At 46.7% G+C, this 25,655-nt stretch carries 22 protein-coding genes and 1 pseudogene; 7 read left to right on the forward strand and 16 right to left on the reverse strand.

The window, feature by feature from the left end:
* The 3 genes and pseudogenes from V7126_RS08990 to V7126_RS09000 form a co-directional block, all read left to right on the forward strand.
* Positions 1 to 214, forward strand: a pseudogene (locus V7126_RS08990) (Rrf2 family transcriptional regulator); the annotation flags it as partial.
* A 124-nt stretch (positions 215 to 338) separates the two neighbouring features.
* Positions 339 to 1,235 carry a prolyl oligopeptidase family serine peptidase gene (locus V7126_RS08995; protein WP_335497537.1) on the forward strand — a complete coding sequence of 299 codons (897 nt, stop codon included), beginning with the start codon at positions 339 to 341 and terminating at the stop codon, positions 1,233 to 1,235.
* 146 nt (positions 1,236 to 1,381) lie between these two features.
* Positions 1,382 to 2,836, forward strand: coding sequence for an esterase/lipase family protein (locus V7126_RS09000; RefSeq protein ID WP_175077273.1), 1,455 nt, complete (start codon positions 1,382 to 1,384; stop codon positions 2,834 to 2,836).
* On the opposite strand, the gene V7126_RS09005 is transcribed toward V7126_RS09000, so the two are convergent.
* The 9 genes from V7126_RS09005 to V7126_RS09045 all read right to left on the reverse strand — a co-directional run bounded on the left by V7126_RS09005 (position 2,833) and on the right by V7126_RS09045 (position 14,842).
* Positions 2,833 to 3,363: an HD domain-containing protein gene (locus V7126_RS09005; protein ID WP_335497538.1), complete on the reverse strand. Its 531-nt coding sequence runs from the start codon at positions 3,361 to 3,363 to the stop codon at positions 2,833 to 2,835. The genes V7126_RS09000 and V7126_RS09005 overlap by 4 nt on opposite strands.
* Positions 3,364 to 3,574: 211 nt before the next feature.
* Positions 3,575 to 4,306 (reverse strand): (S)-benzoin forming benzil reductase, encoded by a 732-nt coding sequence (locus tag V7126_RS09010; RefSeq protein WP_046131704.1) that lies wholly within the window; start codon positions 4,304 to 4,306, stop codon positions 3,575 to 3,577.
* Positions 4,307 to 4,327: 21 nt separating this feature from the next.
* Complete coding sequence (locus V7126_RS09015) at positions 4,328 to 4,783, reverse strand: hypothetical protein (RefSeq protein ID WP_175077274.1); 456 nt, start codon at positions 4,781 to 4,783, stop codon at positions 4,328 to 4,330.
* A gap of 11 nt (positions 4,784 to 4,794) precedes the next feature.
* Entirely contained in the window at positions 4,795 to 5,265 is a 471-nt protein-coding gene (gene essA, locus V7126_RS09020) for a type VII secretion protein EssA (RefSeq protein WP_231947385.1), read from the reverse strand.
* A 1-nt stretch (position 5,266) separates the two neighbouring features.
* Positions 5,267 to 8,377 (reverse strand): type VII secretion protein EsaA, encoded by a 3,111-nt coding sequence (gene esaA, locus V7126_RS09025; protein WP_335497539.1) that lies wholly within the window; start codon positions 8,375 to 8,377, stop codon positions 5,267 to 5,269.
* Entirely contained in the window at positions 8,374 to 12,858 is a 4,485-nt protein-coding gene (gene essC / locus V7126_RS09030) for a type VII secretion protein EssC (RefSeq protein WP_175077276.1), read from the reverse strand. Before essC ends, esaA begins: the two co-directional genes overlap by 4 nt.
* A 36-nt stretch (positions 12,859 to 12,894) precedes the next feature.
* A complete protein-coding gene (essB, locus tag V7126_RS09035; RefSeq protein ID WP_175077277.1) occupies positions 12,895 to 14,211 on the reverse strand; it encodes a type VII secretion protein EssB in 1,317 nt (438 codons plus the stop codon).
* A 14-nt stretch (positions 14,212 to 14,225) separates the two neighbouring features.
* On the reverse strand, positions 14,226 to 14,465 hold the full coding sequence (locus V7126_RS09040) for an EsaB/YukD family protein (RefSeq protein ID WP_046131710.1): 240 nt from the start codon (positions 14,463 to 14,465) through the stop codon (positions 14,226 to 14,228).
* An 80-nt stretch (positions 14,466 to 14,545) separates the two neighbouring features.
* Entirely contained in the window at positions 14,546 to 14,842 is a 297-nt protein-coding gene (locus tag V7126_RS09045) for a WXG100 family type VII secretion target (protein WP_046131711.1), read from the reverse strand.
* Between the two features lie 485 nt (positions 14,843 to 15,327).
* Between V7126_RS09045 and V7126_RS09050 the strand changes: the two genes are divergently transcribed.
* Together V7126_RS09050 and ald are read left to right on the forward strand one after the other, a co-directional pair.
* Positions 15,328 to 16,566 carry a PucR family transcriptional regulator gene (locus V7126_RS09050; RefSeq protein WP_175077278.1) on the forward strand — a complete coding sequence of 413 codons (1,239 nt, stop codon included), beginning with the start codon at positions 15,328 to 15,330 and terminating at the stop codon, positions 16,564 to 16,566.
* Positions 16,567 to 16,679: 113 nt separating this feature from the next.
* Positions 16,680 to 17,819, forward strand: a complete 1,140-nt coding sequence (ald, locus tag V7126_RS09055; RefSeq protein ID WP_175077279.1) for an alanine dehydrogenase — start codon at positions 16,680 to 16,682, stop codon at positions 17,817 to 17,819.
* Positions 17,820 to 17,882: 63 nt separating this feature from the next.
* Here the strand turns inward: ald and V7126_RS09060 are convergent, their stop codons facing one another.
* On the reverse strand, positions 17,883 to 18,479 hold the full coding sequence (locus V7126_RS09060; protein ID WP_216898677.1) for a sulfite oxidase-like oxidoreductase: 597 nt from the start codon (positions 18,477 to 18,479) through the stop codon (positions 17,883 to 17,885).
* A 100-nt stretch (positions 18,480 to 18,579) separates the two neighbouring features.
* Between V7126_RS09060 and V7126_RS09065 the strand changes: the two genes are divergently transcribed.
* The gene (locus V7126_RS09065) at positions 18,580 to 19,176 is read left to right on the forward strand and encodes a biotin transporter BioY (RefSeq protein ID WP_046131714.1); all 597 of its coding nucleotides are present in this window, start codon (positions 18,580 to 18,582) and stop codon (positions 19,174 to 19,176) included.
* Positions 19,177 to 19,254: 78 nt separating this feature from the next.
* Here V7126_RS09065 and V7126_RS09070 read toward each other — a convergent pair whose 3' ends face one another.
* Together V7126_RS09070 and V7126_RS09075 are read right to left on the reverse strand one after the other, a co-directional pair.
* Positions 19,255 to 20,583: a Na+/H+ antiporter family protein gene (locus V7126_RS09070; protein ID WP_175077618.1), complete on the reverse strand. Its 1,329-nt coding sequence runs from the start codon at positions 20,581 to 20,583 to the stop codon at positions 19,255 to 19,257.
* Between the two features lie 157 nt (positions 20,584 to 20,740).
* Positions 20,741 to 22,231 (reverse strand): leucyl aminopeptidase, encoded by a 1,491-nt coding sequence (locus tag V7126_RS09075; protein ID WP_046131623.1) that lies wholly within the window; start codon positions 22,229 to 22,231, stop codon positions 20,741 to 20,743.
* Positions 22,232 to 22,386: 155 nt separating this feature from the next.
* Between V7126_RS09075 and V7126_RS09080 the strand changes: the two genes are divergently transcribed.
* Positions 22,387 to 22,863: a divergent PAP2 family protein gene (locus tag V7126_RS09080; RefSeq protein ID WP_046131624.1), complete on the forward strand. Its 477-nt coding sequence runs from the start codon at positions 22,387 to 22,389 to the stop codon at positions 22,861 to 22,863.
* A 39-nt stretch (positions 22,864 to 22,902) separates the two neighbouring features.
* Here the strand turns inward: V7126_RS09080 and V7126_RS09085 are convergent, their stop codons facing one another.
* From V7126_RS09085 to V7126_RS09100, 4 genes are all read right to left on the reverse strand, one after another.
* The gene (locus V7126_RS09085) at positions 22,903 to 23,565 is read right to left on the reverse strand and encodes a 3D domain-containing protein (protein ID WP_175077623.1); all 663 of its coding nucleotides are present in this window, start codon (positions 23,563 to 23,565) and stop codon (positions 22,903 to 22,905) included.
* Positions 23,566 to 23,705: 140 nt separating this feature from the next.
* On the reverse strand, positions 23,706 to 24,026 hold the full coding sequence (locus V7126_RS09090) for a YuiB family protein (RefSeq protein ID WP_175077619.1): 321 nt from the start codon (positions 24,024 to 24,026) through the stop codon (positions 23,706 to 23,708).
* Between the two features lie 73 nt (positions 24,027 to 24,099).
* Positions 24,100 to 24,228 carry a YuiA family protein gene (locus V7126_RS09095; protein WP_161797075.1) on the reverse strand — a complete coding sequence of 43 codons (129 nt, stop codon included), beginning with the start codon at positions 24,226 to 24,228 and terminating at the stop codon, positions 24,100 to 24,102.
* A gap of 179 nt (positions 24,229 to 24,407) precedes the next feature.
* Entirely contained in the window at positions 24,408 to 25,625 is a 1,218-nt protein-coding gene (locus V7126_RS09100; RefSeq protein ID WP_335497545.1) for an NAD(P)/FAD-dependent oxidoreductase, read from the reverse strand.
* Between the last annotated feature and the right edge of the window lie 30 nt (positions 25,626 to 25,655).

The following is a 25,655-nucleotide window of genomic DNA, read 5'->3' on the forward strand; positions in this document are numbered from 1 at the left end:
CTATAAAGCAGTTGAGGTCGTCGGCGAAGGCGAACTGTTCCACACTCACGAAAATCCGAACCCCGATTGCTGGGTCGGAGCGAATATCAACCAGGTTCTGGAGCTTATATTGGTAAAAGCGCAAACAGCCATGGAGAATATCCTCCGGGATGTTTCCATACAGGATGTGACTGAACTGATCATCCAAAAAAAGAATGCTTCTCAGGAAGCATAATTTTTCCACCTCGTTGTAATAAATTCTATTACAACAGATTTTTTCGTTTTCGTTGTAATAAAATTTATTACAACGAAAGGAGGCGGGAAACAAAGGCGCCAATAACATAAAGGGAGGAATCAGCATGGCTGAAAATACGATAAAAGAATTAAACTGGGAGCAACATATCAATTCCTACATTCAATTGATCCCTAATATTGAATTTTCAAAAGCGGGAAACACATCGCTAACATTGAATCTGCTCGTATACCGCAACCCGATGGATGCGTTGTTTGGCAGAAAAGGCAATCAGGAGAAGTATCCATTGATGATTTACCTGCAAGGGTCGGGCTGGGGCTGGTCAAAGCAGGATACGTCCGCCTTTATTCCGCAGCTTGTTCAGTTTGCAGAGCAGGGTTATGTCGTGGCAAGCGTTCAATACAGAGGGAGCGGGGAAGCGGTATTTCCGGCACAGCTTCATGATGTCAAGACGGCGGTTCGTTTTTTAAAGGCAAATGCTTCCCGCTTCAACATTGATCCGGGCAGAGTAGGAGTATGGGGAGATTCCTCAGGCGGCCATTTGGCTCTTTTGCTCGGATTGACTGAAGGAATTGAAGAGTTTGAAGGGAACGAATACCGCCACGTCTCGAGCAAAGTCCATGCAGTTGCCGACTGGTTCGGCCCGACAGATCTTCTTTCGATGAGCAAATATCCATCAATCTTCGACCACGTTTCTCCTGATTCTCCGGAATCCAAACTGATCGGCGGAGCTGTTCAAGAAAACAGAGAACGGGCAAGAAAAGCGAGTCCGATACACTACGTTCACAAGGATGCGCCCCCTATCTTGATCATGCACGGGGATCAGGATGATACCGTCCCTTATGAACAAAGCGTTCAAATGTTTCATGCGTTAAAAAGAGAGGACTGTGATGCGGTGATGTATAAAATAAATGATGCCGGTCACAGCGGATTTACGCAGGCTCATATCCTCGACGTTGTCAAATCGTTCTTTCGCAAGCATCTGCATCCCCGGAAAGCTTGAAAAGGAAGGCCGGTGTCCCGGCCTTCCTTGAAAATATTCCACCCGTTTATGAAGATTCTCTAAATTTTTTTTCAGATGACGGTATAAAGTTCGCCTCGCGATAATATTATGAAACCGCTTACAAATTAAACCCCGAGGTGAACTTTATGAAAAAAATGGCTTTCTTGATTGCTGTGCTGCTGTTTTTGTATCCGCTTACATCAGAAGCGGGCTTTAAAGGAGGAGACGGCGACCCCGGCTATTGGTTCACGGGCGATCCTGTAGAAGCCCCTGATCCGCAAAAACCGCCGATCGTTTTTATCCATGGCTTAAACGGGTCGTCAAGTATTTGGTTTGATGAAAATGACATGTCGGAACAGGCATGGAAAAACGGCTATGAAACAGCCTATATCGATCTGTACCCTGATAAAGACATGCGGGACAACGGAGCGCTCCTCGCCTCCAGGCTGCGGGAAATGTATGAACACTTCGGCCGGAAAATGATTCTCGTCTCCTACAGCAAAGGCGGCATTGACACCCAATCAGCGCTTATTTACCATGACGCCTACCGCTATGTAGAGCATGTCATTACACTCGGAACCCCCCATTACGGATCACAGCTGGCAGACCTTGCATACAGCAGCTGGGCCGGATGGCTTGCCGGAATTATAGGCGTAAAAAATGACGCTGTCTATTCTTTGCAGACCGGCTACATGGCCTCCTTCCGGGAGCAGGCCGACAGCCACCCAAACAGGGCAAAAACGCGCTATTACACATTGGCGGGCAATAAAATCGGCGGATTCGGGAGCGTATTGTTTTTCGGAGGCGTCTATTTAAACATGTTCGGGGCAAATGACGGGGCTGTGGTCGAAAAAAACGCGAGGCTGCCGTACGCGTCAAACGTGGCAGCCGGAAAATGGGATCATTTTTCGATTATAAAAGGGAATATCACGTTTCCCGTTTTTCAGTCTTTATTACCGATCGGTCAACATGCAAGTGCAGAATCGCAAACAGAAAAAGTTTCCTACCCGTACATCAGGGGCGGGATAAATGAAGGGATAAAAGAAGAAGAGTTTTCGGTGGAGAAAGGGGTAAAAGAAATTACCGTTCATTGGCTGAGCAATCATTCCTCGGGAAATATCAAACTGACAGACCCTCACGGCAAAGCTGTCACGGGCTTTTCGCTGTCAAAAACAGCAGACGTATTTAAAGGCGGGTTTGTTCATTCAGCTACTGTGAAACACCCGGTTTCAGGAAAATGGAAGATCTCATCTTCCGTAAAGCAGAAGGAAGCCTATTTATTCGTCGCAACATTTGACTCCCAGCTCGATCAACAGATTGCAAAGACTCTTGATGCGAAGACGTCAAGCCTTGCAAATGTCAAAACCGCCGTCCGCTCCATACGGTATGAAAACGGAAAACAGGTTGAGAAAAAAGGGCTCAAATCCGTCACAGCCAAAACGCTGCAGCAAAACCTTTCGTTCAAACAAGCGGGAATGTATTCGGTGACGCTCGACATCTCAGGAAAAACAGCGGACGATAAGGCGTTTAACAGAACGATCATCAAATCCGTTTATGTAAATGACAAAGGGCAGAGGTTCGAACAAAACCCTTTGCATTAAACCGTTTTTTTCATGGGTAAACGCGCTTGCTCAACCATGCGATCAAGCTGCTTGATTTTTTCGGCTGCAAGCTCAGGATCGATTTTGCGGTAATGATGATTTCCGCCGGGCTCTTCGTCAAGCTCATCGGCTTTTTTGACGATTTGCTGCAGCTTGTTTTTATCCAGGTCGCCTTCTGGCAGGTATGAATCGGTATGAAGCAGAATAGCCAAGCCGATCTCTTTTGCGGCTTTGGGCTCCTCGCCGAGGCGGATCAGCAGCTTGTGGGCGCGCTCCGCTCCTTTGATGGCATGAATGTCGTTCTGTTTGTACTTTTCATAGTCCCACTCGCCATCTGTATACCATTCATAATGGCCGATATCATGCAGCAGCGCTGCTTTTGTCGCAACATCCGGGTCAACGCCGGCTTTAACAGCCAGGCGGTATGCATGGTACGCACACGCCACAGCATGGGCGACGCCTGATCGTCTTAAATATTTTTGTGCGATTGGATGGGTGAATACATCCATTAATGTTACGTTTCTCATGTAAACCCCTCCTTTATATATTTTTAGAATCCTAACATATTTTTGCGGAAATCTCAATGATTCTGACACATCATCAATGAGAATTCCGCTTTCGTTTGTTTTTTGCGGAATGCTGCGCCGGCGGACATTTTTTAGTGGATCTTAAGAGGGCTGTGTGTAAGACGGGCAATCGGAGGAAAACAGAAAAAAGGACCTTTTTCAAGGCCCTTTTTTATAAAAATTCTTTGATGTCATACACCCTGCCGTTTTCAAATTCGGTCTCAAGGAGATCGAGCAAAATGCCGGCGACAAATGATGTGCTTCTCAGCTTACCTTCTGTTTGGTACGCTTTGAACCGTTCGATTTCGTAAAAATCTTTTTTCGATGAGGACCGTATAACCTCCTGCATGCCCGTGTCCATGACGCCGGGCGAAAACGAAATCATCTTTACCGGAAAGTCCTCGTCTTCCTGTTCGAAGCCGAATGTTTTCGTAAACATGTCAAGCCCTGCCTTTGAGCTGCAATAGGCGCTCCAGCCTTTATAAGGATTTTTGGCTGCGCCTGAGGATATGTTAACGATCGTTTTGTTGCCCTGAAAACTTTCTAGCCATTTTGTAAACAGCTGACTGAGGATTACGGGCGCTAATAAATTCAGGTCATAATGGCGCCTCAGCTCCTCCCGCCCGGCTTCGCCCGCGCGTTTGATCGGCGTTACCATTCCCGCGTTGTTGATCAGCGTAATGGAATCAACATCAGCCGGTTGGACGGCGTCCGTAAACCTTGCAAACCACATTTCTGCTTCGGCAAGCTGCGTCAAATCGACCTCGTGCTGACTCAGCCGGTCATGGCGGATGCCGGATTTGCTTCTCGATACGGCATGGACAAGATGCCCTTTTTCCAAAAGCCCTTTGACAATCGCTTCACCGAGGCCTTTTGACGCCCCTGTGACAATGGATAAATGCATGCGGATTTCCCTCCTTATCCATTAGTGTACCGATTTCGCCGCCGTCTCCTCAAGAGGTTCCTTCCCCCGATTAGGCAGAAATGCCGCCAGCACGTAAAAAGCCGCTGTCAAAACACTGAACAAATCAAATACGATGAGTTGAAGCAAAGCGCCAACAACGAGCAGCCATTTCAGACGAGGACCGTCCTGTTTGATCGTGATCATGATTGAAGCAAACAAGATGATGACGATTGCCAACATTGATCCCGCGATGCCAAAACCGGTATGAAAGAAGTCCATCATCGACTGATCATGGTCCTCCACAAGCGAGGGAAACAGCAGCAAAACGATCCCAAATGTAAAAATAACCGCAAGTAAGTAGAGCATGGATTCCAGTAGAAATAAACCATTCACTGTAACCAGAATAAAAAACCAGCAAATTGATAACCCTAAGGCTGCCCATACGGATAACAGTTTGTAAAATCTCGGATTTTTCATCATAACAGCTCCTATTTCTTCTGCTGCCCGTTGATTCTCGGGATCAAAAAGAAGATGCCGGCGATGCCGAGAAGGATGAGCGCGCCGTAGAGGAACGGCAGGATGATCGATTGCTGGTCGGTGCTGTCCGCATCCTCCTTGCCAAGGCGTGAGGACTCAGAATCAAATGACAGCTGTTTCAATTTCGCCGCCACCGTGTTTGGTTCATCCGATGCAAGCGCAAATATTTGATTCAGCTCTTCTTTTGGGTCAGGCTTTTTCACTTCTTTAAATGAAAAATGTTTTAATTCCTCCGGAATCGAAATATCTTCTTGGTATTCCGGGTCTTCCTCCAGAAGATCATCTGTATTGACTTCGATGTTCTGTTTCTTATATTCATTAGGCTTAACATCAACATTATCGGTCTCTTCCGCTTTCACGAGCGGAGTGAAAAGAAAGAAGGAGAGCATGATCGCCATGATCCCCTTCTTCCCCCATTTCACACTACTCCTCATAGTCTTCCTCGCTTTCCTCTATTTTTGATTTTGCGATTGATATAACAAAAGGAATAGCGATCGCGACAGCCGTCACTAACACCAAAGCTCCGATTCCGAGACTGAACAGGTCTCCCGTTCCGTACTGAATCGACATATAAACGGTTGATACCGGATCATTAATACTGAAATTCGGCATAGCCAAATCGAGCAGCGGAGCAATGTAGAACAAAATCAAGGCAGCCGTTGCCACGCCTCCAGGGATTGATCCGAGCATGAATGCCGTACGGATAATCGCAGAGCTTGCGACAAGCAGCAGGATCGTAAAGACCGACCACATGATCGCCTGGTCATCGGCGAGAGAGTAGACATTCAAGCCGAACAGGCTGATCATCAAGCCGACAATGATGTTCAGGATGCCAAACAGCGCGCCTCTGACAAGCAGCGGTGCCTTTTGATAGTGATGGCTGAAATATCCGATCAACAGGCTTGAGATCATGACAATCACGAGAATGACGACCGGCGGAATATTCTGGGCTTTTGACTCCGGAACATCCCCGCTGATTTTCACCGGATTTGCCAAGTGGTCGTATACATACGTGTCATTGCCGCCGAAAGCATTTCCAAGAACGCTGTATACATCACCGCGGATAAGCTTAGTGGAATTCACGTTTTTGCCCCAGTTCGAATTCAGCGTATCCGCCTTTGTCTGAACATCGTTTACACTTTGCTGAATGTTGTTTGTGTAATTAATGACCCCGGATTGATGTTCTGACAATGCACCAAGCATATCTGAAAGGTTGAGAATGTCATTTCCAAGCGTATCCTGCATGCTGAGAACGACTGTACCGTCGGTTGCATTCCCTTCCATCACGGCGGATCCTGCACCTGCCGGATTGCTCAGTTGCTCACTGACGACATTTGCCTTTTCGGTAATCGCCTTAAGCTCATTATTGATTTCATCTTGTTTTTGTTTGATGAATGTGCCGTATTCATCGACAAAATCGGTCATACCCGTTTTGTAATTTTCGATGTCCTGGCTTGTCGTGAGCATGTTGTTCTTCAGGTCTTCCCATTTTGTGTTTTCGTCGTCGCTGACTTTGAGGACTGTGTTGACATTGTCCGTTTGGCCGGCAATTACGTTTTGTTTAACTTGGCTTCCTAGATTATATGAACCGGTAAGCGTGGCTTCATATACTGAGAGATAACTATAATATTTTAGAAGTGCTTCAACATCTCTCGTTTTAATCTTAGAATCAAAAGTATTTTTCAGTATCTCTTGTCTAGGATTATTATCTAAAAACCTTAGTATGTTACTTTCCTTATCTTCAATATTCTTATAAATCTTTTTAAAATCTTCTGTGCGAGCATCTTTAAGCTTTGTTATTTCTTCTTTTAGCTCGTTTACATTATCTTTTAATCCATCAATTGTTTTATTTAAACTATTAATTTTATCATCTAGCTTTTCAAGCTGTTTTTGAAGCTCTTCATTATGTGTTTCCTGTTTTGCCCTAAGATCCTCTTCCACCTTTTTGATGCGGGCTGCGGCATTGTTCAACTGCTCTTTTAATTTGGCAATCTCATCGTCCTTCTGATCGTCAGGCGTTTCGCCTCCCGGCTGCTCGGACTGTCCGTCATCGCCGGTTCCCGGATCATTGGTTGGATCTTCAGGGGTCTGGTTATCATCCTGCTGTCCATTTTCAGCCGTTTCTGAAGCTGTCTGATTGTCATCTGTTGTTTGACTGTTGTCCTGATTTCCGGTTTGACCGTTCCCCTGATTCTGGTTTTGATCTGATCCATCTGTAGAATTATTATCGCCGGGGTTTTCGCTTCCGTTGTCCGGAGATTCTTTCAACCCGTCCGATATCTCTTTTAGTTCAGCTGCGACGCTTTTTAATTCGTCCTGCTGCTCTTGAAGGTCAATCTTTAAATCCTTCGGCTGTTCTTCATCATCATCTTTATTATCATCGTTATTATGATCATCGCCAGGATCGGTACCCGGTGAATCATCTCCCGGTCCCTCGGTTAAACGCGACCGTGCATCAATCATTGAAGGCTGAATCCGATCTAAATTGTATAGTCTTGTCTGGGCTTGATAATCATCAATCAGGTTGTTTTCAATCGTATTAATTCCATTAAACTGCTGCTGTGGCACCTGATTATATCTGTACTCCTGTAAAATATCTTTAGATCTCACAACCAAGTTGAATCGCTGCTGCAAATTCCCAAATGCCGTGTTCATATTGTTCATACTTTGGTTGAAGCTTGTTTCTGCGCTCGCCTGCTTTTCGTTGATGGACGCGAGGCCGGTTTGGATTTGCTTTTGGCTGTCAGCCTGGGCGGCTTGAAGCAGTTTGGCCTGCTCCTCTTGGTATTTTTTATACTGGTTGACGTTTTCGATAAAAGCGTCCAGTTGTTTTTTTGTTTCTTCAACGCCTGCATTGCGGTCTTTTGACGTGTCTTTCGTTTGGTTGATCGAGTCTTTCAAGGTGTCGATCATATCTTTTTGTTTTTCGACCTCGCCCGCCAGGTTGTTTGAGCTCGGTTTGTAAAAGTTGTACATCGCGTTTTGGAATTCTGATTCTTTGTTTACGATGTTGTCGAATTCGTCCCTGACGGTTTTCATATTCTCTTTAACAGCCTTCCAATAGAAGGAGGTCATCTTTTTGCTGACAGTTTTTTGCGCGTCCTGAAGCTCCCGCTGGACTTTTTCCTTGTTGACCGCGTCAAGCTTTCCTTGAATTCTGAATTCCAATTGGGCTTTTTGCGGACGCTTATGATTGTAGCTCAAAATATTGTTCGTAAAATCTGATGGAATATAGACGATCGCATCGTATTTTTGGTCGGCGAGTCCGCTCTCGGCGGTACTGCGGCTGACGACCGTCCATTTATAGTTAGGGCGTTCAGCCAGCACAGCCGACATATCGCGGCCTAAATTTTGATCGTTTCCATTGGTTTGATCGCTGCCGATGTCTTCATTGACAACGGCAATCTCCTTCGTCTCGTTCGATACCTTTTTCGTCGGATCCTCTCCGATGAAGCGGAAAAATAAGACGGGCAGCAATATGATGACAAGCACGGCGCTGATGATTTTCAGCGAGCTTTTCTGTTGTTCCGTCATATCGTTTTCTTCCTTTCTACAGAGCATAAAGGAATTTGAATTTTCCTTTCCTTACCGTTTTCAACGATGTAGCCGAAGCCCGGCTGAATTTCAGGCTCCTGCCGCTCGTACGGAAGCTGGATAAGGTTTTGCTCGGACTTTTTCATCAGCAGGACAGCATGTCTGACTTGTTTGAGCTCGCTTGTTAATGAATCGTACCCTTTCGTAAACTCGTTGTGGTTTCCGGAAGGTATAAAATGGAAACCTAAATGTGCGTACGATTTCATAAACGTGGCCATCCTGTCTTGGATCGATGCGTCAATCGTTTGCTGGAAGCGCGAAATTCCGTCAACGATAAAGACCATCGGCGAGAAATCGAGGTTTGCGCTTTGTCCTTGTCTGACGGCTTCCACGTACATCGCTTCCCTCGTCCGGCAAATTTCTTCCGTCTCGGACAGCCAGAGCAGAATGTCATCCTTCGTTTCAAGATAGCTGATCTCATCTTCTGTTGCGTATTGCGACAAGCCGCGGTCTATCGAATCAAACACAGCGATGTTTTTCGTGTCGTGATCAAGCAGATGCTCGAGGATGATCTTGATGACGTTTGTTTTTCCGCGCTGCGTTTGTCCCATGACGAGGCAGTGTTTGTTTTTCTCAAGATTGAAATAAACAGGCTCGACGGTCTCTTCATCAAGCCCCATCGGGATCATGCCTCTTTCAGGCTGAAGCGGGTAATCTCTCATAAACTGCGTCACGGAAAGCTCAAGCGGCAGCATCGGCACCGGAGCTGGCTTTCTCATGCCTTCATAGCGGTCCGCGATTGCCTGAATTTCGGCTTTGATGTTTTCAAACAGTTCGATCTCGCTGTCTGCTTCAACAGGCATAAACATCTGGGCGAAGTACTGGTTCTCTTTATTGATGATGACCCGTCCCGGAATCGGTTCAAGGCTGTACTCCGGCCTTCCGATGATCGAATAGGCTTCAGACTGATCCATCAAGTAATGGACGACCCTTGTTTTCAGGTTGTTTAAGAGCGACTGCCTGATTGCATTGACCCTTGTCGCCGTCAGGATTAAATAAATTCCCAGCGACTGGCCGTCACGGGCAAACTGAATAAATTCAGCTTCAAGCTCGTGCATTTCGTCTTTAATAATGTCAAAGTTGTCCACCGTAATGAAAATGAACGGCAGCTTTTCTTCGTTCAGCGCATTGTACATCTTGATATGGCTGATTTCTTTCGCGCGGAACAGAGTTTTGCGATGCTCGATTTCCTCTTTGATGCGGACCATGAACTTTTCGATTTTTCTTGTCTGATCCATCAGGAAATAATCGGCCGTATGCGGAAGTCTCGCAAGCGGCAGAAGCGTTCCGTTGCCAAAGTCGAAGATGTAGTTGTGCAGCTCTTCAGGCGTGTATTCGGCCGCAAAGCTCATCAGGAAGGTGATGGCGGTGAGCGATTTTCCGTAGCCCGAAGATCCGACAATACCGATGTTTCCGTCCTCCATCATGCGATAGCTGATCGGCTCCTGGCTTTGTTTCTCCGGCTCATCGATAAAGGCGAAGTTAAACGTATCGGCCTCATCTGACGGATACAGCGATTTTGGTATGCGCTCTTCAAGCGGCGGCAGCCACGGGCTCGGGAGCTTATCGATGCCCAGTTCTTCCTGAATCTGCTCGATTTGTTCAACGACTGCCGAAATTTCCGTCTGAACTTCTTTTTTCGCGGACTGATCGGCGTCTACATCTGACAATGGAATCAGCCCGGTATCGGTTACGATTGCGACTTCGTCCTCTGTACCGTATGCATCCTCCATGTAAGGCGCACCGCTCCACGCCGACTGGAACAGCTCGTACACTTCATTGTTGCCGACCTGAAGATAGCCGCGGCCTGTGACCGTAATGGTCGCCGCATCCCCGTTTTTGAGGATCTCTTTACTGTCATTTGCATCCTGCACCTTTAAAGCGACTTTAAATCTGGAGTTGCTCCAAATCTGGTCATCGATGATGCCGCCCGGTTTTTGCGTCGCCAAAATCAAATGCACCCCAAGGCTCCGTCCGATCCTGGCGGCACTGACAAGCTCGCGGATAAATTCGGGCTCTTCGCTTTTAAGCTCGGCAAACTCGTCGGATATTAAGAACAGGTGCGGCATCGCCGTTTTCGCTTTGTTCTGTTTGTACAGCTTTGTGTAATCGTTGATATGATTGACGTTGTACTGGTCAAAGAGGCGCTGTCTTTTCTTCAGCTCGCTTTTAATCGACGCCAGGGCGCGCGTGCTGAAGTTTTTGCTGCCTTCGATGTTCGTGATCGTTCCGAGCAGATGCGGAATGTTTCTGAACGGCTGCGCCATTCCGCCCCCTTTATAGTCAATCAGCAGAAAAGCGACTTCATGCGGATGGAAGTGAACGGCTAAAGACAAAATATACGTCTGTAGAAATTCACTTTTCCCCGATCCGGTTGTCCCCGCAAGCAAGCCGTGAGGCCCGTGCGCTTTTTCGTGCAGGTTTAAATAGACGATGTCATCTTTTCCTTTATAGCCGATCGGCACGGCCAGCGATTTAGCCGACTCGCTTGACAGCCATTTCTCCCTGATTCCGATGTCATTGACTTCTTTTGCATGGAAGAGCTCAAGAAACGATACGGTTTCAGGGATCGAATTGGTCATGCCCATCTGGTGATCAAGCGTCCGCAATGTCCGTGAGAAGATTTCATTGTCTTCCCTCTTATGGTGATCCAATTGAAACGGAATTTGGACGGCTTTCTTTTGCTTGATCAAAATGTCGCCTTCTTGTTCAGTAATATAACGAACAAGCGTATGAATGTTGTCGGACAGGCTTTCCTTCGTCTCTGCGGCAACGATCGTCGAGACGCCGAGATGTCTCAGCTTGCCTTCCAAATACTCTAAGATGACGTGTTCTGCAATGAGCTGCTGATTTGTGATGATAAAGACAAAGTGCGGTCTGAACCGCGTTTTTTCTTTGTTTTCGTCCAAATCGCGCTCTCTCAAAATCTCGTAAATGCTTGACAGCAGCTGGTCCCTCGTCTGTTCATTGTAGATAAACCCTTTCGCATATGTATGCGGAAGCTGAAAATGCGGGAGCCATTTCATCCATTCCCAGTCTTTATATTCCTCTTCGTCAAAAATGAACACGAAACGCAGATCGTGATAGCTGTGGAAAAAAGCAAGCTGTCCGACCAGCTGATGAATTTCATTTTTTACAACGGCTGCTTTCCCGACGACACCCATCGGACCTTCGGCAAGGTTCACGGTGACGGGAGCGTTTTTCAGCTCTCTGTAGACCTCTTCCATTCTTTGCGTTTGTTCCAGAAGGTGGTCTGTGTCGCGGTTTGCCAAATCCCCGCCGTTCAAATTGATTTGGTAGGAGGAGTGAACCGTCCCGGTACCAAGGCGAATTTGCAGAAAATCTTCGCTTTCGATCGATCTTTCCCAAATCCGGCCGCTGATTTCCCTCGTTAAATATTTCATTCTTTCAAATGAAGGAAAATGAAAGTTCAGGACAAATTTTTGCCTTTCTGCAAGCTCATGCAGCTCTTTCTTTTTATTTTCGAGGTAAAGGGTGTAGACCCGCTCCCTTTTCTCTTCGCGCTTTTTGCGCTGGTTTTTGTCGCGGAAATATTGCACCGTCGACGTAATCAGCGTCATCATAAACATCGCCAGGGAGACGAGAATAAAAATTCCGCGCGGCTGAATGATCGCCACGATTCCCATGACGACCAGCATGACAATCGGAGGCAGGATCATGAGCCATAGCCCCTTGTTGTCATTGTCTGACTCCTGAGCCGGAAAGCTGAAGGAGATTTTGTCATCAGGCAGATCATAGATCATTCTTGGCGGCCTGCGGTAGTGCGGGTATTTATTTTTCGTTTCAGAGCTTGGTCTGACCGTTTGTTCCAAGGCAGTTTCAAACGGTTCCCACGCATTGATTTCCAAAAGGTCGCCTTCAATCACCCGGAAGGTATTGAGTCCGTACAGGATTTCGTCTCCGTTTTGCAATGAGGCGGGTTTTGATCGTTTTTCTCCGTTCAAATAGACGTTCTCGCCATTCGGTACGACATTCCATCGGTCTTCAAGCTTGATGATCGAGAAAGCACCTTTGTTTCCGAAACATGAATCCGTCCCGGAGAAATAGACGTCTGCTTCCTGATCAACGGAGGAAATCGTAATTTCCTTTCTTTCTCCTAAATAATAAGCAGGGGCGCTTTCATGTACTTCGGTTAAAAAGAGGACCAGTTCCTCCTCCCCGTCATTTACTGCCGCTTTTTCGCCGAGCGCCAGTACCTGGGCGGGCTCTCCCTCCTGATATACGCTGTATGCGTCGGCATCCTTATGCTTTTCCAAAATCACCGGACCTTTTTTAAACGGGAATTGCCGGATGGTGACGGAATGCTTCAGCTCGGGACCGATGGTCAGCGTGCGGGTGCTGGGATGATCCAGCTTTAGGTTTTGATAGTTTTCGTTATAAAAAATCCATAACTGATTCATTTTTCCGCCTCCTGCAAACAACAGGTTTTATCGCTTTTATTTGTCATCTTTTTTCTTGTTGTCTTCCTTTTCTTTTTTTTCCTTTTCAGCCTGTTTCGCTTTTTCTTCCTCCTGTTTAGCCTTTTCCGCTTCTTGTGCGGCCTGCTGCTGGTCGCTGGAAGTCTGCTCGGCTTCTTCGGAGTTTTTTGCTTTTTCTTGATCCTCTTTCACTTGTTCGAGTTCTTTTTCAATCGGCTCAAGCTGTTTTTCTCTTTCTTCGCTCGACAATTTGTCATCCGCTTTGATTTCCTGCTCATATTTGATGAGCGCATACCCGATCCAGCGGTTATCCTCCAACAGGCGGGCCGTTTCTAAAGCTTCCTTATTTTCGCCCCGGCCAATTTGAATAAAGTACTGAAAATACCTCGGATCGGCCTGAAGCGTGAGCAAATTCAGGGCAGCTTCTTGTCCTCCGTTGGTTTCCTTCAGATAATTGTCGACGGACGCGTAAGAATAAGCAAGCTGATATTGAACAGACTCCGGCATATCTCCGGCGCCATATTTATCGAGCGTGCTGATGACTTTGCTGTATTGTTTATTCAAGAAGTGGCGGTTGCTTTCGATAAACGCTTCCTGTTTCGGCTGGATAAAGAACAGCGAATAAAATGTAAATAAAACAGCCGGTATTAAACATATAATGAGTCCCAATCCTATGTATCTTTGGTTCTTCCATTTTTTCTTCGGAAGATGGACAAGCGTTTTTTCTTCGGCATCCAGTTCATCGATCTTCTTTTGGATGACGGCTTTCAAATCGCCGTACGTTCCGCTTGAGATGATGTCTTTGGCCTGGTCAGAAAACTTCATCGTTTCGCTGTATTTCAAGTAATCTTCGAAGGAAAATTCCCAGTCGACGGCAAGCGCTGCCGCCGCTTTCACTTCATTAAAAAGTCGTTCTTCGTCGTTTTCGTATGGCGGAATGCTTTCTTTCACTCCATAATGTAAAAATGCAGGGGTAAGCCCCTTGTCAAAGACAATGTTTTCTGGTGCTGCGATCATGTGCAGCCTTTTGACCGAATGCTCCTCAACAGCCTTTACGAGCTGATAGGCAAACAGCCACTTGCTCTTTTTGTTTTTCGATTTCAAATGACGAAACGGCTTGTATTCTGAAGGAGGCTGAATCGAAATTTGAACTTCGTCTTCAGTCATGACGGTTTCCTTTTGAAAGGAAGGATTTACTTCTTTAATGACGTTTGCTTCCAAGCCGTTTACAAGATTGATTTTTTCTCTTTGAAAACGAAAGATATAGGCATCTTTTTCTTTCGTCATGACGGCCTCTAATTGCTTTTCCAAATACGTTTTCTTTTTTTCTGCCATTCATTCAGATCCTTTCATAGTATTTCCAGGCGGTCTCCTGTCGTAATCCCGCAGTCGGCCAGCGTGTATTCGCCTGAAAAAACGGCGTCTTTATTCGTCACCCTTATCCAGCAGCCTTCGCGCGGGGGCAAGGGAATGCTTTTGGCCTGCCATGCGATGTCGATGACCTTTTTAATAGAATGGTAATCTGACAGTCTGAGATCAAAAGCGCTGCCGTCATAGTGCTTTAAATCGATGGTAATGTCAACATACACCGGTTCATCACCTCTCAATTAGAAAAAGCGCCGTCATCTTCTTTTGAATTAGGCGCTTCTCTCGTTCTTCTAATCTGTAATTAGCCGCGGATTTGGCTAGCGATATCTTGGTCAGTGCTTTCAAGAGTGTTAGCAGTCTGATGAAGCTGTTTAGAAACATCGCTTAGAAGTTCAGCCATTTTAAGGAAAGAAGGTCTTAGCTCTTGGTATTGCTCTGAGAATGCCCGGCTTGATTCACCTTCCCACATATCTTGAAGCTGGTTGATCATTTGATCAAGACGCTGGTTTACTTGTTCAGTTACATCTCCGCTTTCTTTTTGATATCTGTCAGCCATTTGCCGCAGCTCAGCCGGCGTTACACGAATGATTCCTGACATATTCCTTATACCTCCTGCGCTATTCGCCCTAGATATGGGCTAAATAACTTATTTTTTTGAACGCTCTTATTATAAAAACAAGATTGAGGCACAGTCAAACAAATCTGTTGTATTTTTACAAAATGAGTCTAAAGGTTTATCATTCCTCTGTTTCCAGGCGGCTGAAATTATAGAAATCTAGTAAAAATATCTCAATTTTGTGTCTTGACAAAGAATGAATCAAAAGACATAGTTCTATATAACCTCTGTAACATCCGCCTGCTTTTCATCGATCGCAAGCGGACGGACATTAGGTAAAAGGTTGTGTCCTCATTATAATGAATGTCATCTTGATTAACGCACACCTGCTGAAGCACTGTTTCATATTTATAAAAGCAACAAATAACAGGAAACTTTTTTGTTGCTTTCCCCAAACACCTATATCCATAATAAAAGTAAGATGGGGATGAGCTATAAATTTTTCATGAACAAAGTAGGGGTTTTTTATGAACAATCGACCGAATCCTTTTAAATACAGCTACGATCGTCTCGAAGATGTCGCAGACCATATCAGCGAGGTGCTGAACTGTCCTATTACAATAGAAGATGTCAATCACCGGCTTCTCGCCTACAGCACGCACAGCGATTATACGGATCCGGCGAGAACATCGACGATCATCGGCCGCCGCGTACCCGAAAAGGTGATCAACAAGCTCTGGAAAGACGGGACCATTCCAGCCCTGCTGAAAACGAACGAGCCTGTCAGGGTAAAACAGATTAACGAAGTCGGGCTCAGCAGCCGCGTCGCGATTTCGATTTGGAAAAACAGCGAAGTCATCGGATTTATTTGGGCGCTCGAAAGCCAAAAAACGCTTTCTGAGGAAGAGCTGCATCTTCTGAAACTGGCAGCCGAATCTGTTAAAAATAAGCTTTTGCCCTACCAGATCCGCAAAAGAAAAAACGAACAGCGCAGCCAGGAGTTTTTCTGGAAGCTGCTCACCGGGCACATTTCAGAGGAACGGGAAATCGCGGACGGCTTTCACCAGCTCGGCATCGGTGTTCCCTCATCCTATTCGGTGCTGATCGTGCGCCTGAAAAACGAAATTGACGAGAAAACGGAAAAACAGCTTCATTATTTATTGGAAACGACTCAGCAGGTGCAAATTCTGCTGGCCACGCTTGACTATAATGAACTGATTATCCTCGCATCCCCAAAAAAGGGGCTTAACGGACAGCCGTTCAACGATTTAAAACAATTTGCCGCAAATATTCAAAAACAGCTTGAAGAACGCTACAAGCTCCATGACTGCACGCTGTCGATCGGCGGAATGTATGAATTGATCACCCGCGTCGATCAGTCCTATCAGGAAGCGCTCTCCGTTTTAAAGGTAAAAGAACGGTTTGCTGCGGAAACAAAGCACCTTGTCAGCTTTTCTGAACTCGGCATTTATCAATATCTCGACGTGCTTGCCGAAAAACGAAAGCACGCCAACTATCCAAACTATTCTCTGACACGGCTTGAAGCGTATGACAGAGAACACAATTCAAACCTTGTCGAAACGCTTGAGCAATTTATCGAATGCGACAGCAATGTTAACACGGCCGCCAAAAAGCTGAACATTCACGTCAATACATTAAATTACCGGCTGAAACGCATCGGCAACATCGCGGAAATCGATTTAAAAAATATCAATGAGAAATTCTCGATTTACCTTGAAATCAAACTGAGAAACATGCATTTGTGAAATTCCACAAATGCGTGTTTTTTTATTTTCTCGATCAAACAAAGAAAATTCCAAAAAATCAATATACACTTAAAGAACAGAAAGTTTTTTTGAAGAAGGGGGAGGGATTTACGATGATTATCGGGGTTCCAAAAGAGATTAAAAACAATGAAAACAGGGTGGCTTTGACACCCGGTGCAGCTTCGCAGCTTATCGCCGCAGGGCACCGCGTCATCATAGAAACAAATGCCGGTGCGGGAAGCGGTTTTGATAACGAAGATTACGTGTCCGTGGGAGCCGAAATCGCTGAACAGGCGAAAGCCGTCTGGGATTCTGCCGAGATGGTGATGAAAGTAAAAGAGCCTCTTCCTGAAGAGTATCCGTATTTCAGAGAAGGTCTGATCTTATTCACATATCTGCATTTGGCTGCAGAGCCTTCATTGGCTGAAGCGTTAAAACAAAAAGGGGTCACTGCCATCGCCTACGAAACGGTGAGCGACGGCCGCTCCCTTCCTTTGCTGACGCCGATGTCGGAAGTAGCCGGGCGGATGGCCGCCCAAATCGGCGCGCAATTCCTTGAAAAGCCGAAAGGAGGCAAAGGAATCCTGTTAGCCGGCGTTCCCGGCGTCGCCCGCGGAAAAGTGACCATCATCGGCGGCGGCGTTGTCGGTACGAACGCCGCAAAGGTCGCAGTAGGTCTTGGAGCAGACGTGACGATGATCGATTTAAGCGCAGACCGGCTGCGCCAGCTTGACGATCAGTTCGGCCATCAAATTAAAACGCTCATGTCAAATCCGGTCAATATCGCTGACGCAGTGGCTGAAGCGGATCTTCTCATCTGCGCTGTGCTGATTCCGGGCGCCAAAGCTCCGACTTTGGTGACGGAGGAAATGGTGAAGCAAATGAAGCCGGGCTCTGTGATCGTCGATGTAGCCATTGACCAGGGCGGCATCGTCGAAACGGTCGACCATATCACAACCCATGACAACCCGACATACGAAAAACACGGAATCGTTCATTACGCCGTCGCCAACATGCCGGGCGCCGTACCGAGAACGTCAACCGTGGCATTGACAAACGTTACGGTTCCATACGCGCTTGAAATCGCGAACAAAGGCGCAGTGAAAGCCATTTTGGAAAACGCGGCCTTAAAAGCGGGCGTCAATGTGGCGAACGGACATATCACATATGAAGCAGTGGCAAGAGATTTAAATTACGATTACGTGCCGGCCGAACTGGCGATCGAAAACTTGTCATCCGCGGCTGAAGCATAATCGGCTTTAGGCAGGAGCCCGTTAAAGGGGCTTCTGCTTTTTCGCTTTATTAAAAACCGCTCTTTAATCAAAGCTGTACCTTTCTTCCTTCCATGGATCACCCCTCATATGGTAGCCGTTCTTCTCCCAAAATCCCGGGTGGTTTTCCTTTGTAAATTGTATGCCCCTCAGCCATTTGGCGCTTTTCCAGAAATAGAGGTGCGGCATGACGGCCCTGAGCGGAAAGCCGTGCTCGGGAGTGAGCGGAGCGCCGTTGTAAGAATGGGCGAGCAGCGAGGAATCCATCAAAAAGTCTTCCAAAGGAACATTTGCCGTCCATCCCTCCTCAGCGTGCAGGATGACGTACCGCGCTTCCTTAAGCGGCTTTGTCCTTTCCGCGATCTCCTTTGTTTTAACCCCTTTCCAGACATTATCGAGCTTCGACCATCCCGTTACACAGTGAATGTCATTTGTCACTTCGCTTTGCGGCATTTTTTTCAGCTCTTCAAAGGTTAACAGAAGCGGACATTCTACAAGGCCGTAGATTTGCAGATTCCATTTTGACAAATCGTGATAATCGGGGACGCTGCCCGCATGAAGAACCGGGAATGACGTTGTAACGTTTTGGTTAGGCGGAACTCTGTCAGACAAATTGTGCCGTTTTATTTTCCCGAAAAACATTCGATCTCCCCTTTTGTTAACTTATTAAATTTATAGGTTGACAAACTGTTTGCCGATCTCTTACGATAAGTGTGTGAATGGCTTTCTAGGAGGAACAAACATGAAAAAGCAAAAGCTTCGCGCCGGTGACATGGCGCTTGTCGGAATGTTTGCCGCCCTGATGGGGATCGGCGCCAATATCACATCGTTTGCCCCGTTTCTGCAAATCGGCGGTATTCCGCTTACGATGCAGCCCTTCTTCTGCCTGTTGGCGGGCCTGCTGCTCGGACGAAGGCTCGGTACGCTTGCGATGATCGTTTATGCTCTCGTCGGCATTATAGGGGCTCCTGTTTTCGCGCAATTTTCAGCCGGGATTTCCGCTCTTTTCAAAGGAAGCGGCGGATTTATTTTATCCTATATCCCTGCCGCCTATGCCGCCGGATGGTTGACCGACCGTAAAGCCGAACCTGAAAACAAGCATTTTTTAGCGGCTGCCGTCATCGGAACGGTCATCATTTATATCATCGGTGTCAACTATATGTATCTCGCTTTTAAATATTGGCTCAACACGCCGGTACATTATGCCGCAGCATGGACATCAATGGTCTGGTTTTTCATCAAGGATATGGCATTCTCCATTCTGCTCGCCGCTCTTGCACCAAAGGTTTATCGCGCTGTTCAAAAAGGAGCCGGTTTTAACCGAAATGCCTCTTATTAAAAAACAGAACCCCCTTCGAGGTTCTGTTTTTATTTTAACAAATTGAGAAAAAAAATCCCCGTACATGGGGGATTTTTTTCAAAGGACAGCCGCTGCGATCCAGCCAAACACGATGAGCGGAATATTATAAAAGATGAACGTCGGAACACACGTGTCCCAAATGTGGTGATGCTGTCCGTCCGCATTTAAACCGGATGTCGGGCCGAGCGTACTGTCGCTTGCCGGAGAGCCGGCATCGCCTAAGGCAGCCGCCGTTCCGATAACGGCGATCGTTGCCATCGGGCTGAATCCGAGCTGCAGGCAGAGCGGAACAAAAATTGTCGTGATAATCGGAATCGTCGCAAACGATGAGCCGATTCCCATCGTTATCAGGAGTCCGACGATCAGCATTAAGAGCGCTCCGATTGTCTGGCTGTGATGGATCATACTCGTCGATGCTTCAACAAGCGATTTGACATCTCCCGTTTTGTTCAGCACCGCGGCAAACCCCGCCGCTGCAAGCATGACAAATCCGATAAACGCCATCATGTTCATACCGTTCGTGATCAATTCGTCGGCTTCGCCTCTTTTCATCACTCCGGATACGAGAAGAACCGCAAGGCCGCTCAGGGCACCGAAAATCATCCCGTCGACGTTTAAGCTCTGTGATAAGTAGAGCTGCACGGCCAAGGAAACAGCGATCGCCAGAAGTGCAATCGCGAGGCTCTTTTTCGTATAAGGCGCAGGCTTTTCGCCGGCGATTGCCTTTGTTTCGTATGTGCGGGGTTTACGGTATACAAAAATGGAAAGGATCATTCCGGCAACCATTCCCGCCACCGGAATGATCATCGCATACGGGATATCGTTCATCGAAACAGAAAGCCCCGCATCTTTCATATTATCGCGCAAAATCCCCTGGAAAATCTGTCCGAACCCAACTGGAAGCAAAATATAAGGAGCCGTTAATCCGAAGGTGATGACGCATGCGACCAACCTGCGGTCAACTTGAAGCTCGTTAAAAATTTTCAACAATGGCGGTATCATAACCGGGATAAAGGCAATATGGATGGGAACCACATTTTGTGAAAAACACGAAACAATTAAAATAACAAAAATAATTAAAACTTTCGATAGCGTTTTTCTCCTTGTGTCCCCTTCTTTGCCGACCAGCTTCACAGAAGCCTCGACCATCGCATCCGGAAGGCCCGTTTTTGTCAAAGCAGCCGCAAATGCGCCGAGAAGCGCGTAGCTGACCGCTATCGTAGCATTTCCTCCAAGTCCGTCCGTAAACACACTGACCGTCTCGCCAAGGCTGAGACCGCCCGTAAGCCCGCCGGCAAGCGCGCCCAACACAAGGGCAATTACAACATTGACGCGCAGCAGGCTTAATATAAGCATAATGAAAACCGCAATCACAACTGCATTCATATAAGAAACCCCCGAAAAACGCTTTAGTTTGCTAATGTAGTAGATAATTAAAGTAATGAACGTATATTATCATATTTTTAACTGCTGCGTCAATGAAGCTTTGATAATTAGAAATTTTTTCCGCAAACTAAAAAAACCTCTTCATAACTGAAGAGGTTTATAAATTTCCGTCAAACCGTTCGACAAATGTGACAAGGGTTCTTACCATTACGCCCGTTCCGCCCTTCGGTCCGAAGCATGTGCTCCCATTCGCCGTTGCCGTGCCGGCTATGTCAAGATGCACCCATGGCGTCTGCTCTGCGAATTCCCCGAGAAACGTCCCGGCCATGATGGCGTGCCCTTCTCTACCCGGTGAGTTATTCAAATCGGCCATTTGGCTGTTTTTTACTTTCTTCTTATCCTTTTCTGTGATCGGAAGCTGCCAGATCGCTTCACCCGCTTCTTCAGCCGCCTGACGCACCTGATCATAAAGCTTGTCGTGATTCGTCATCGCTCCTGTCGTATCGGTGCCGAGGGCTACGACAACGCCTCCGGTAAGTGTCGCTACATCGATCAGTACGGAGGCTCCGTGATGCTTGGCATATGTCAGGGCATCGGCAAGAGCAAGCCTTCCTTCAGCATCCGTATTTAAAATCTCAATCGTTTTGCCGCTAAGCGACACAATCACGTCATCCGGCTTCATGGCGCTTGCGGAAATCATGTTGTCTGTAGAAGGTATCACGGCAAGAACGTTTTGTTCAGGACGCAATTCGCCGATCGCTTCCATCGCGCCTAGCACACTGGCTGCTCCCCCCATATCCGACTTCATGCCGACAATGCCGGACTTCGTTTTCAAGGAGTAGCCTCCCGTATCAAACGTGATCCCTTTGCCGACCAAACCGATGACGTCGTCCCACGTATCTTTCCCCTGGTATTTTAGCACGATCATTTTCGGCGGCTCATCAGATCCTTGATTGACTGCCAGCAGTCCGCCCATGCCGAGCTCTTCCATGTCGCGCTTTTCGAGGATTTCACATTCAAATTCGTATTTCGCGGCAAGCTCGGCTGCGTATGATGCAAGATCTGTCGCGGTCAGCATGTTGCCCGGCATGTTCACGAGCGTTCTCGCCGAATTCGTCGCGTGTCCATACACTTGGCCGACATGCAGGCTTGCCTGGATTTCCTTCAAATCATGGTCTGTAAGAACATAAACGTTTTGGAGAGGCCGTTCGGGTTCATTTGATTTATGTTTGTAATCTTGCACTTCATAGCAGGACAGCATGCACGATTCCGCCAAAGCATGTGCGGCATCGTTTGCATGAACCTGCTCCGAAACAAAGCTGTCGAGGAAAACCGTCACTTCCTGTTTCCGGTCTTTGTGAATCATTTGTACAGCTTCAGCAAAGCATTGCTTCGCATCATCAAACGTAAATTCGGCTTCCCGCCCCAATCCGACGACATACAGCCGTTTGACTCCGGGAAGCGACGGGGTAAATATTTTAGACACTTTCGCTTTTTTGGAAGATACGTCCCCGTCCTTTAACAGCTGTGAGAGCTGACCGTGTAAAAGGCGGTCAATCTCTTCGGCTTTTCCGTACAATTGGCTTTTGTTAAACAGTCCGAGCAGCAGCGTTTCTTTTTGTTCAAAATCGTGAAAGGCATAAAACATGTGATCACAGCTCCTTACAAGCAGAGTGAGTAAAAATGAGGCAACAATGTTATAATAGGAAAAACATTTTTCCTAATTGCATTCCATATCTTTATTTTAGCAAATAAAACGCTGAATTCATCTTTATTTTCCTTATAGAAAGGATGTTCTGGAAAATGGAAATCCTCAAAAACTTTCCCGTACTGGCAAGCTTCGCAGCTATTCTTTTCGCTCAGTTTATCAAAGTGCCCATCTTCTTCTTCGTCTCCAAAAAATGGGATTGGCGGCTTGTGACAAGCACAGGAGGCATGCCGAGCTCGCATTCGGCGGCCGTCACGGCGCTTTCGACGGGAATCGCGCTTGAGCACGGGATGGATTCGTCTTTGTTTGCCGTCTCTTCGATCTTTGCCGTGATTACGATGTTTGACGCAACCGGAGTCAGAAGGCATGCCGGGGAGCAGGCCACCGTTCTGAACCGGCTTGTCAGCGACTTTAACCGCTTCGTCAATGAAGCGAAGGATTTCCCGAAATTCCAACAGGAAGAAAAGCAAAAAAAATTAAAAGAGCTGCTGGGGCACCAGCCGATTGAAGTCTTTTTCGGAGGGCTGACGGGAATCGCCCTGACGCTGCTCCTTGATTATTTATTTATGTAACATTAAAAAAACGTTTAAGCTCACCAGGAGCTTAAACGTTTATTCTTTTGCCATCTTATATTTCTGCCTGAATACCTGCATCGATTTGTTTTCGTTCAGCTTTGACAGGTCCTCTTCGGTCACGGAGCCTTTTCCTTTCTTGATGACATACACATCAAGGGTCTTCTTTCCCCATTCATTATAGACGTCTTCCACCGTTTCATAATACAGGTCAAGGCGGTTTCCTTTAATAGCCGATCCTGTGTCTGCCACTACGCCGTAGCCGTAGTCCGGAATGAACAAAATCGTCCCGATCGGAAAAACAGACGGATCTGCTGCAACTGTCGAATATAAATCCCTTTTGACCTTTACGCCGGAATATGTAACCCCGTATTCGGGATGATGGGGCTGTTTACCCGTAGATTCGACTCCGGCCGTGTACCCCGTCGCGACCACTTTTTGTTTCGGATATTTGCTCCAGTCAAAAGCATCCTCAAGCTTTTTCGATTTGTTTTTCATTTGTTTTGCGGCTGATAATGACGTCTTGTCCGCTTTTTCTTTCGGAAGTGATTTAAACGTCAGATATAATTGTTTTAAGGGTAAATCCCGTTTTTTTGCCCAGTTCGATAAATCCTGCGCTTCCACTCCTGAGACCGCCAAGAAAGTCGTCATGAAAGCCAGGGCAAACAAAGCTGACATAAAGAAGCGCCTGAATAGAGTCATCGCTTTTTTCAATTCTTTCCACTCCTCTCACCATCTAGTTGTTTCCAACAGGAAAGAGAAATATTCAACCGGCGAGAGAGTTTTAAGAAAAGTATGAAAATTATCAATGCAAAAAGCCTTCCTCAAATGCAATAGAAGGCTTAAAACATTTGATATCCTCTTTTTCGCAGCGCTTTGATCGTGACTCCGGAGAGAAGGGCCCCGGCCATCCCGCTTGCCAAAATCATGATATCCGCAGCCGCCAAAGAGGCCACGCGGTCAAGCAGTCCGGAAAACGCATCCCCGGGAGCCTCTACATAGCGGATCAGCTTTTCCTGATTGACAATGAAAAGGCATACAATCGGGTATATAACAGCCATAATCCAAGACATTCTAAGAAGCATGTTCAACAAAAAGCCGATGCCGAAAAACAGCACGAAAAACAAGACAATCGAAATGATGACGACAGGCAAACTAATCAAGCTTTCCACCCCCATGTAACCTCTTTTAGTTTACATTGGAGCAGGAAGATGAGTCAATCATTGGAAGGACAATTCAGCGGACTTTTCCTGTGCCCCGGCAGTTGCTGCACGTCTCTGATCCGCCGAGCAAAAGCTGGAAATACCCTTTGCCTGAACAAAATGTACACGATGAGCCAGAATGCTGAGCTGAAGAAGTCTTCATGATAAACACACCTTTTTCCCAATTTTCAGATAATAATAACATGAACGCTGTCAATGATAAAGTGAGAAAATATAACGGATTATTCGATGTAAGCGCTTAAAGATTAAGTATTCTTGCTTTTTCTTTTGTTTTTAAAGTTTTAATCAGCCTGCAGCATCAAGCTGCAGGCTGTTTCTTAATTAGAAAAACTTGAACTTCCCTTTTTTCAGCACGAGCCCCGGTCCGCCGATCAGAAAAAGCGAGCGGTTGTCGATGATTTTTTTCATCATTGAAGCCGTCGTTCCCGTCATTTTTTTGCCGAATGCGACTCCGATTGCATCGTGTTCGCCGAGGGAAGCGACAGAACCTTTATTATCAAACTGAAACGCCTCTGTCTCTTTACCGTGTATCAATGCGGCGATGTTTTTAGCGCACGTTTCGCCCTGCTGCATTGAAATCTGGGCAGTCGGCGGGTATGGGCGGTCATTTTCCTCATTGATGACGAGCGAGCAGTCGCCGATGACGAAAATATTGTCATGGCCTTCGACCCTGAGATCAGGTTTCACTTTGACGCGGCCTCGCATGTTTTCGAATCCTGATTCTTCAATGACCGGATTTCCGCGGACACCTGCCGCCCATACGACCGTTCCGGCTTTTATTTCCTCAGTCATGTCGTCCTTGCCGACGATGATGCCGTCAGGCGTGCATTCTTTTACAGCAGTTCCGATCTTGAATTCGACTCCTTTTCCTTCAAGATAGTTCACCGCGTAATCGACAAGTTCCGGATCAAACCCCGGGAGAACGGACGGCGCCGCTTCCACGCAGATCAGGTTGACCTTCTGGCGGTCAATATCGTATTCCCTGCACAATTCGGGGATGCGGTTGGCCAGCTCGCCCAAAAATTCAATCCCGGTAAAGCCCGCTCCTCCGACGACGATCGTCAGGCGCTCAGGACGTTTTTCTGCTTCTGTGTTATATGTTGCAAACTGATATTCAATATGCTCGCGAAGCTGGCGTGACGTATTGATATTCGCAATCGGGAAAGCATGCTCCCGCAAACCGGAAATTCCAAACGTCTCAGGGATAGCCCCCAGCGCAACAACCAGGTAGTCGTATGACAGCTCTCCGGTCTCCAGGACGACCTTGTTTTCATCTTTATTAATTTTCTTTACCGTATCCTTTACAAAGCGGACACGCGATTGGTTGATGACGTCTTTGATCGGATAGCGGCATCTGTCATGATGAAGCGTCCCTGCGCTCGCCTCGTGCATCCATGTTGTTTCATAATGATAGTTGTGCTTATTGACAAGCGTAATTTCTGCTTCATTAACGCCGATTTTCCTGACGAGTCTTGTGACAGTCATTAATCCTCCATAACCTGCACCTAACACTACTACTTTTGGCTTATTCAACGGAATCACATCCACCTTTTCTATATTTTACTGGCA

Source organism: Bacillus sp. JJ675, from assembly GCF_036963165.1.
Classification (GTDB): Bacteria; Bacillota; Bacilli; order Bacillales; family Bacillaceae; genus Bacillus; species Bacillus glycinifermentans.